The sequence below is a fragment of the Terrabacter tumescens genome (genome assembly GCF_014646815.1).
GTDB lineage: Bacteria > Actinomycetota > Actinomycetes > Actinomycetales > Dermatophilaceae > Terrabacter > Terrabacter tumescens.
This window is the reverse complement of sequence record NZ_BMNZ01000002.1, coordinates 552434-561441: the sequence shown is the minus strand read 5'-3', so window position 1 is coordinate 561441 and position 9008 is coordinate 552434. Positions and strand designations below refer to the sequence as shown.

Genomic DNA, 9008 nt, shown 5'->3' with positions numbered 1-9008 from the left:
GTGCTGCGGGTCGTTGGCCGCGTAGAGCTTGGACGCCCAGAACACGACGTAGGCGCCGATGGAGTCGTCGTAGTACGCCTCGGGCGCCCAGGTGTTGCCGGCCTCCTTCGGCGAGACGACGACGTGGCGCTGCTGGCCCCAGTTGACGAGGTCGGTGGACTCCCAGACCTCGATGGCGCGGCTGCCGGTGCGCTGGCTGCGGTCCCAGTCCCCGTTGCCGTAGATCTTGAGGTCGGTGGCGATGAGGTAGAACTTGTCGCCCTCCGGGCTGCGCATGATGAACGGGTCGCGCACACCCTGCTCGCCCTCGCTCGAGGTGAGGACGGGCCGTCCGCCGTTGAGCTCGTCCCAGTGCAGCGGGTCGTTGCCGCGGCTGCCGGCCATGTAGATCTGCTCGCCGTCGGCGCTGCCCTCGCCGGTGAAGTAGGCGAAGGCGTAGCCCTCGAGCGCCTCCTTCTTCGGCAGTGGGAGGACGGTCAGCGTGACGTTCCGCTTCGCCGTGGCGTCGCCGAGGGTGGCCGTGACGACGAGGCGCGCCCGTGCAGCGGTGCTTCCGTATGCCGGCCGCTTCACCTCACCGGTCGCCGTGACGACCTCGGGGTCCTTGCTCGACCACGCCAGGGTGACCCCTCGCGCGCCGGTGGTCGGCAGCGTGAGGTTGCCCCGGACCGCGTCCGCGTCGGGGATCGACACCGCGGCCAGCGCGGCGTCGACCTTGGCCCGGTCCGTCGTGTCCTGAAGGACCGTCACGGTGAAGGTCTTGGTGGCGGAGGCGGCGGCATACGAGATCGTCGCGGTGAGGGTCACCGTCGCGTTGCCCGCGCCCGGCGCCGGCCGGGTGACGGCGCCGTCGGTGGCGACGACGGACTCGTCGCTCGAGGCCCACGTGATGGTGGAGCCGCCGGCGCCCCTGGGCGAGAGCGCGAGGTCGTCGGTGACGGCGGACGTGTCGCCGAGGTCGAGGGCCGCGGCGTCGGAGGCGACCCGCAGGGCGGCGGTCTGCGCGCCGAGCTGCTTCGCCTCGTCGGGCGCCAGCGCGCGGTCGTAGACGCGGAAGTCGCGGACGTCGCCCTTGAGGTACCTGTCGCCGGTGTAGACGGAGCGGCCGAGGTAGTTGGCCGTCGTCGTGCCGCCGCCGATCGAGCCGGGCGTGATGGTGATGCCGGTCTTGCGGCCCACCTCGACGCCGTCCTCGTAGAGGATGCCGGTGCCGCCCGTGAGGGTGTAGGTCAGGGTGCGCCACTGGCCACGGTCGACGTTGCGGCCGGAGCTCACGGTCTGCTCGGTCGACCAGTTCCCGCTGGCGATCGAGGTGCGGTAGCCGTTCCCGGTCGTGAAGAGGTAGCCGTTGCCGGCGCCGTTCGTCGTGTTGCCGAGGCCCCAGACGAAGTAGGGCGTGGCCTGGGCGGCGTCGATGCGCACCTGCGTCGACACCGTGATGTCGGTCAGGCCCTTCAAGACGTCGTTCGGCAGACGCAGGTGGCCGTTCGTGCCGCCGAGGCGGAGGCCGTCGGCCCCGGTCCAGGTGGTGTCGCCGCTGATCGTGGCGTCACGACCGTGGCCCGACGCATCGGTCACGGTCGTGCCCGCGGTCTGGTCGAGGGCGTAGCGCAGGACGAGCCCGTCGTCGAGCGATGCCGCTGCGGACGGCGTCGCCGTGAGGGCGAGCGAGGTGAGGGCCGTGGTGAGCGCCACGGCGAGGCTGGTGAGGGCCGCGAGCGGACGCCGGGCGCGCAGGCGCGGCGTCGACGATTCGGACATGCCGGTGACTTCCTTGTCGGGCGCACAGCAGGGCAGCCGTGAGCGGGTGCAGAGCGTCCGGGTGTCACCACGAGCCCGTCAACCGTCCCCGGTCAGGCGTCGATGCCCGCGATGTTAGCGTTAACATAGGGAGGGGACGAAACGGTGTCAACCCCTCGTCCGAGCAGCGTCCTCAGCGAGGCGGCGGTGGCTCGGCGTGGACGTGCCGGCTCAGGCGTGAGTGCGACCGCGGCGCGGGCACCCGCGACCACACAGCGGCCTGCAGCGCGAGGGTCAGCCAGCCCGCGAGTGCCATCCCGACGAGGTTGACGACGAGCTGCAGCCCGCTGCCGCGCACCTCGTCCCACGCGCCGAAGGCGAGCCCCAGCGCGACGTTGCCGGCAGCGGGGATCGTCGTGACGGAGATGAAGACGCCGCTCAGGCCGCCGAGCTTGGCCGAGGTCAGGGACAGCACCCCGGCCGCGGCCGCGAGCACCGCGACGATGAAAGACCACTTGTCGGGCGCGTAGATGAAGTCGGTCGCCGGCCGCCGCCCGCTGATGTCGTCGAGCGTCACCCAGCCGAGGCCCCGGCCGACGAGACCCGCCAGGCACGTGACGAGGATGGCGACGACGAACCCGACGACGAGCGCACGGGCCGCGACGGCCAGCAGGAGCGTGCGCCGCCGCACGAGCGCGACGCCGAGCGCCGCGATGGCCCCGAACTCCGGCCCGAGCACCATGGCGCCGATGACGAGGATCTGCGAGTCGAGCACGATGGCGACGCCGGCGATGAGGGTCGCGAGGGACATGAACGACAGGTAGGTCCAGTTGAGCTCGCTGTCGTCGTAGGACCGCTGCGCCACCTGCGCCCAGACGACGGCGTCGGCGCTGCTGCCCGGCGTCTCCTCGTCCGCCTCGAAGCCGGCCCGTGAGATCCACGTCGTGACCGGCTCGATCTGGAGCGTGCCGCCCTCGTGCACGCCGAGCTCGCGGAGCCGGTCGACGAGGACGTTGGCTCCCTCGCGGGCGACGTCGGCGTGGATGACGTCACCGAGGGGTCGCACCGCCGCACCGCGCAGGACGGACAGCGTGCTCACCGCGGTCGAGTCGGCGAGCACCTTCGTGACCTGTTCGGTCAGCTCGCCGGGGATCGTGACCGTCAGTCTCAGCATGGCCGACAGTCTGCCGCCCCGGTCTGGGCCCCGCGCCCCTTCACAGCCCGTGTCCCTTGACGCCGGGATCGGCGACCGACAGTGTGACCCACCGTGACAGTTCGGGCCGAGTCCTCCTCCCTGCTGCGGTCGCGGCTCGCCGCCGGCACCGCTTTCTTCGTCCAGGGCCTGCTCTTCATCTCCCTGACGACGCGCCTGCCGCAGGTGCAGGAGAAGTGGTCGCTCGACGAGCTCGCCGTCAGCGGCCTGCTCCTCATGGTCGTGCTGCTCGCGGGCGTCGGCTCCGTCGTCGCCGAGGTCGTGGCGGCCCGCTCGTCGAGCGCCGTGGTCGTACGCGTCGGGCTCGTCGTCGCGGCCGTGGGCTTCGCGGTGCTGCTCGTCGCGCCCGCCTTCGGCGTCTTCGTCGCCGGTCTGGCGGCGTACGGGCTCGCGCTCGGGCTCGTCGACGCGTCGTCGAACATGCAGGCGGTGACGGTCGAGCACCTCTACCGGCGACCGATCCTGCCGTCCTTCCACGCGTTCTGGACCGCCGGCGGCATCCTCGGCACGCTCGTCACGCTGGCGACGTCGAGCGTCGAGCTCGGGCCTGCCCTGCTGCCGCTCCTCGTCCTGCCCCTCGCCGCGCTGGCCGCGCCCTTCGTCCGCCGCGACCGCCTGGCCGAGTCGGACGCCACGGTCGACGTGCCGTGGCGCAAGATCGCGCTGCTCGGCATCGCGATGGTGCTCTTCTACATGGTCGACACGGCCGCGACGACGTGGGGACCGGTCTACCTCGGCGGCACGCTCGACGCCCCGAGCGGCCTCACCGCGCTCGCCACGCTCCCCTACCTCGTCGCGACGCTGCTGGCCCGTGCCGTCGGCGACCGCCTCGTCGACCGGCACGGCGCCGTGTGGCTGCTCCGGATCAGCGGGGTCGTCGCCGCCCTGTCGCTCGCCGTCATCGTCTTCGCCCCGTCGTGGGTCGTGGCCGTCGTCGGCTTCACCGTCCTCGGTGGCGCGGTCGCGACGATCGCGCCACTCAGCTTCTCGGCCGCGGGCGCCATCGCCGGGGGCGAGGACGCCGACACGGCAGGCGAGCGCATCGACAAGATCGACCAGGTCGTCGCCCGCTTCAACCAGTTCAACTACGTCGGCGCGCTGCTCGGCGCCGTGCTGACCGGTGCGGTCGGCTCGGACAACCTGCGCCTCGGCTTCGCCGTGCCGATGATCCTGATCCTCGGGATCATCCCGCTGGCGGCCCAGTTCGCGATCATCCGCCGCCGAGGCGTCGCGGCGGGCTCGCACTGAGGACTCCCCGCAGCGCGGTGAGCGCTGGGGCGATGCGCTCGAGGGGTATGCCGCCGACGCCGAAGACGAGCCCGTGGCGGGCCGGCTGCTCGAGGTGCCGGACCGACAGCGGCTCGATGAACACCCCTGCGGCGAGAGCCTGCTCGGCGACGGTGACGTCGTCCAGGTCCGGGTCGCGGAGCAGCGCGCACACGTGCAGCCCGGCGGCGGACGGGATGACGTCGAGCCGGTCGCCGAGGCCGCCGTCGCCGGTGAGACCCTGCAGCAGCGCCTCGCGCCGGGCGCGGTAGACCTTCGTCGCGCGCCGGACGTGCGCGGCGTGGTGGCCCTCGGCGAGGAAGGCGGCCAGGGCCCCCTGCGTCACGGCGTCGCCGTCCCACACCGTGACCCGCTTGGCCTCGCGCAGGGCGGCCGTCAGCGTGGCGGGCGCGATGGCGTAACCGACCCGCAGCGCCGGCAGCAGCGACTTCGAGAACGACCCGATGTAGACGACGCGGCCGTCCCGGTCGAGGCTCTGCAACGGCTCGAGCGGTCGGTCGGCGAAGCGGAACTCGCTGTCGTAGTCGTCCTCGACGATGACGGCTCCCCGCCGGACCGCCCACTCCAGCAGGGCGATCCGCCGGGCTCGAGACATCGCCACACCGGTGGGGTGCTGGTGCGACGGCGTGACGTGGACCAGGCGCGCGTCGTCGGGCAGCGCGTCGACGACGATCCCCTCGCCGTCGACGGGCACCCCGCGGACGACGGCGCGGTGGGTGGTCAGGAGCCGGACCGCGGCCGTGTAGCCCGGGTCCTCGACGGCGACGACGTCACCCGGCTCGACGAGCACCCGCGCGACGAGGTCGAGTGCCTGCTGCGCGCCTGCGGCCGCCACCACGTCGGCCCCCGAGGCGACGACGGACCGCGACAGGCCGGCATACCTCGCGATCTCGGCCTCGAGGCGACTCCCGGCCGCACCCGCACCTGGCCCGTCGTAGGTGCCCGCCGACAGGCGGCCCCGGCGCAGGGTGGCGCTGACGAGGCGGCGCCACGTCGCGAGCGGGAAGAGCGAGGCGTCCGGGGCCCCCACCGAGAAGTCGAAGGCGACGCCGGACGGGCCGGGTGCCGGCGCGACCGGGACCGCCCACAGCGACGTGGGCGTGACGGCGCCGGCGCGGGCCCGGCGCGGCGTCTGGGCGGGCGGGACGCAGCCGCCCGCGACGAAGGTGCCGGAGCCGCGACGGCTCTCGAGCAGCTCCTCGGCGAGCAGCCGGTCGTAGGCGGCGGTCACCGTGCCGCGCGAGACGCCGAGGCTCGCCGCGAGGTCCCGCGAGGCGGGCACGCGGTCGCCACCGGCGAGGCGGCCGTCGAGGACGGCGGCCCGCACCTGCGCGTAGATCTGGGCGGTGAGGTCGCCGCTGCCGGAGAGGGTGACGTGGAGGTCCACTCCCACAGTCTGGAGTGGCCCAAATGACCTGACAAGATGTGGCACTTCCGACCGGTCCACTCGGACGGGAGTCTGGGGCCATGGCGACGCCCGCAGCCCTGACGACGACCCCGCCCACCGCGACCCACGGCTCGCTCAGCGTCGCCCAGGGCGCGGCGCTGTCGGTCGGGGCGGTGCTCGGCACCGGGGTCATCACCCTGCCCGCGCTCGCGGCGGCCGTCGCCGGGCCGGCCTCGCTCGTCGCGTGGGCCGCGCTCGTGCTCCTCTCGGTGCCGCTCGCGAGCACGTTCGCCGCGCTCGGGGCGCGCCACCCCGACGGCGGCGGGGTCTCCACCTACGTCCGACGCGCCTTCGGCGACCGGGCCGCGGGGGCGGTCGGCTGGTGCTTCTACTTCGCGATCCCGGTCGGCGCGCCGCCGGCGTCGATGATGGCGGGCGGCTACGTCGCGGACGTCGTCGGCGGGGGGCGCACCACGAGCGTCGTGGTCGCGGCGGCACTCGTGCTCGGGACCGGAGCGATGAACCTCGCCGGACTCCGCTTCTCCGGGCGCGTGCAGCTCGTCCTCGCCAGCGTGCTGGCCGCGCTCATGACCGCCACCATGGCCGTCGCCCTCCCGCACGGCAGCAGCGCCTCGCTGACGCCCTTCGCCCCGCACGGGTGGACCGCCGTCGGCACCGCCGCAGCCGTGCTCGTGTGGGGCTTCGCCGGCTGGGAGGCGGTGGCCTCGCTCGCCGGTGACTACCGGGACCCGCGCCGCGACGTGCCGCGCGCGACCGGCATCGCGGTCGTGGTCGTCGGCGTGCTCTACCTCGGGCTGGCCACGACGAGCGTGCTCGTGCTCGGCCCCGCGGCCGGCAGCAGCCAGGCGCCGCTGTCCGACCTCATGGCCATCGCGCTCGGCCCGCAGGCCCGGGTCGTGACGGCCGTCGTGGCGGTGCTGCTCACCATCGGCGCGATGAACGCCTACTACGCGGGGGCCTCACGGCTCGGTGCGGCCCTGGCGCGCGACGGCGCCCTGCCCGGGTGGCTGGCCCGGGGCGGCGAGGCGGGCCAGGTGCCGCGCCGCAGCATCGTGCTTGTCACCGTCTCCTCGCTGCTCTCGCTCGGGGCCGCGGTCGTGCTCGACCTCGGGCTCACCCCGCTCATGCTGCTCGCGACCGGCTGCTTCACGCTCGTCTACGTGCTCGGCACGGCCTCGGCCCTGCGGCTGCTGCCCCGGGGCACCCTCGGCTGGTGGACGGCGGTGGTGGCCTTCGGGTCGGTCGCCGCGCTCCTCGTCGTCAACGGCGTGCACGCACTGTGGGCGGTCGGCGTGGCGCTGCTCTCCCTCGCCTACCAGTCGCGCGCGCGGAGGTCGGCGCGGAGTTAGGTCGGCGGTCCCAGCGCGCAGCCCTAGACTTCGCCGCCGTGACGACACAGCGCGCGGAGCGCACACCCCTCAAGCGGTGGTTCCTCGACGCCGAGGAGGCCGACCCGGGCGGCTACTACGAGCGCGAGAGCGAGGCCAAGGCGCAGCAGCACGTGCAGCCCTGGTGGCGCGTCATGTGCCTCACGGGCGTCGACTACTTCTCCACGCTCGGCTACCAGCCCGGCATCGCCGCCCTCGCCGCCGGGGCGCTGTCACCGGTGGCCACCCTCGTCCTCGTGCTCATCACCCTCTTCGGCGCGCTGCCGATGTACCGCCGGGTCGCGGCCGAGAGCCCGCACGGCGACGGCAGCCTGTCGATGCTCGAGCGGCTGCTGTCCTACTGGCCGAGCAAGATCCTCGTCCTGTGCCTCATCGGCTTCGTGGCCACCGGCTTCGTCATCACCATCACCCTCTCGGCCGCCGATGCCAGCGCCCACCTCATCGAGAACCCGTACCTCAAGTCGTCCCTGACGGGCCGCCAGGTCGGCGTCACGCTGACCCTGCTCGTGCTGCTCGCAGGCATCTTCCTCAAGGGCTTCAAGGAGGCCATCGGCATCGCCGTCGTCCTCGTCGTCGCCTACCTCGGGCTCAGCTCGGTCGTGCTCGTGCGGGGCATCCTCGAGATCGGCGACCACCCGACGGCGTTCAGCGACTGGATCACGGCCATGACCTCGGCGCACTCGGCGCCGTTCGGGATCATCGGGGCGTCCCTGCTCGTCTTTCCCGCGCTGGCGCTCGGCCTGTCCGGCTTCGAGACCGGCGTCGTCGTGATGCCCCTCGTCAAGGGCGACCCGACCGACACCGACGAGCAGCCCGAGGGCCGCATCCGCAACGCCCGCAAGCTGCTCACGACCGCCGCGCTCATCATGAGCGTGCTGCTCATCGGCTCCTCGCTCGTCACGACCCTGCTCATCCCGGCCGCGGCGTTCCAGCCGGGCGGCGAGGCCAACGGCCGCGCCCTGGCCTACCTCGCGCACGACCTGCTCGGCGAGGGCTTCGGCACGGTCTACGACATCTCGACGATCGGCATCCTCTGGTTCGCCGGCGCCTCGGCCATGGCCGGCCTGCTCAACATCGTGCCGCGCTACCTCCCCCGCTACGGGATGGCGCCGGACTGGGCGCGCTCGACGCGACCGCTCGTGCTCGTGCTGTCGTTCATCGCCGCCGTCGTCACCCTGGCCTTCCGCGCCAACGTCGACGAGCAGGCAGGGGCGTATGCCACGGGCGTGCTCGCGCTCATGACCTCAGCCGCGATCGCCGTCTTCCTCACCGAGCTGCGGCGGGGTCACCGGGCAGCGGCTGCCTTCTTCGCAGTCGTCAGCGCGATCTTCGTCTACACGATCACCATCACCATCGAGCAGCGTCCCGAGGGCCTCGTCATCGCGCTGGTCTTCATCGCCCTGATCGTCGTGATCAGCGTCTGGTCGCGCATCGTCCGCTCGACCGAGCTGCGCGTGCAGCGGGTCGTCTACGACGACAGCGCGCAGGCGATCCTCGACGACGCGGCGCTCGGCCCGCAGCCGCTGCGCTTCATCGCCAACAAGATCAACGCCGGCGACCGCGACGAGTACCGCGCGAAGTCCCTCGACGTCCGCATGCACAACCACCTCAACGCCCGCCAGGGCGCGATCTTCCTCGAGGTCGAGATCAGCGACGCGAGCGACTTCGCGACGACCGTGCACGTCGGCTCGGCCGTCGTCGGCGGCCACTACATCCTGCGCGCGACCGGCCCGTCGGTGCCGAACGTCCTCGCCGCCGTGCTGCTCGACGTGCGCGACCGGGTGAGCAAGCCGCCGCACATCTACTTCGAGTGGAGCGAGAAGGCGCCGGGGCAGAACGTGCTGCGCTTCCTGCTCGCCGGCGAGGGCGACATCCCGCCGCTGACGCACGAGATCATCCGGCGGGCCGAGCCGGACGCCGACCGGCGACCGCAGGTGCACGTCGGCGGCTGAGGGCACCCGCCCGGCCACAC

At 73.2% G+C, this 9008-nt stretch carries 6 protein-coding genes; 3 read left to right on the top strand and 3 right to left on the bottom strand.

Going from position 1 to position 9008, the window contains the following annotated elements:
* Together IEY30_RS06645 and IEY30_RS06640 are read right to left on the bottom strand one after the other, a co-directional pair.
* A partial coding sequence (locus tag IEY30_RS06645) for an immunoglobulin-like domain-containing protein (RefSeq protein ID WP_188960106.1) occupies window positions 1–1761 on the bottom strand: 1761 nt, incomplete at its 3' end.
* 172 nt (window positions 1762–1933) lie between these two features.
* The gene (locus IEY30_RS06640; protein WP_030201254.1) at window positions 1934–2914 is read right to left on the bottom strand and encodes a DUF389 domain-containing protein; all 981 of its coding nucleotides are present in this window, start codon (window positions 2912–2914) and stop codon (window positions 1934–1936) included.
* Window positions 2915–3007: 93 nt separating this feature from the next.
* On the opposite strand from IEY30_RS06640, the gene IEY30_RS06635 reads away from it, so the two are divergent.
* Window positions 3008–4201 (top strand): MFS transporter, encoded by a 1194-nt coding sequence (locus IEY30_RS06635; RefSeq protein WP_030201251.1) that lies wholly within the window; start codon window positions 3008–3010, stop codon window positions 4199–4201.
* Here IEY30_RS06635 and pdxR read toward each other — a convergent pair.
* Complete coding sequence (gene pdxR / locus IEY30_RS06630; protein WP_030201248.1) at window positions 4164–5627, bottom strand: MocR-like pyridoxine biosynthesis transcription factor PdxR; 1464 nt, start codon at window positions 5625–5627, stop codon at window positions 4164–4166. The genes IEY30_RS06635 and pdxR overlap by 38 nt on opposite strands.
* An 80-nt stretch (window positions 5628–5707) precedes the next feature.
* On the opposite strand from pdxR, the gene IEY30_RS06625 reads away from it, so the two are divergent.
* Both IEY30_RS06625 and IEY30_RS06620 read left to right on the top strand, forming a co-directional pair.
* Window positions 5708–6997 (top strand): APC family permease, encoded by a 1290-nt coding sequence (locus IEY30_RS06625; protein ID WP_030201246.1) that lies wholly within the window; start codon window positions 5708–5710, stop codon window positions 6995–6997.
* 38 nt (window positions 6998–7035) lie between these two features.
* The gene (locus tag IEY30_RS06620) at window positions 7036–8988 is read left to right on the top strand and encodes an APC family permease (RefSeq protein ID WP_030201244.1); all 1953 of its coding nucleotides are present in this window, start codon (window positions 7036–7038) and stop codon (window positions 8986–8988) included.
* Window positions 8989–9008 lie beyond the last annotated feature (20 nt).

Excerpts from the sequence above, each read along its gene's own strand:
- IEY30_RS06640 (WP_030201254.1), bottom strand. The coding sequence starts at position 2,914 with ATGCTGAGACTGACGGTCACGATCCCCGGCGAGCTGACCGAACAGGTC.
- IEY30_RS06625 (WP_030201246.1), top strand. The coding sequence starts at position 5,708 with ATGGCGACGCCCGCAGCCCTGACGACGACCCCGCCCACCGCGACCCAC.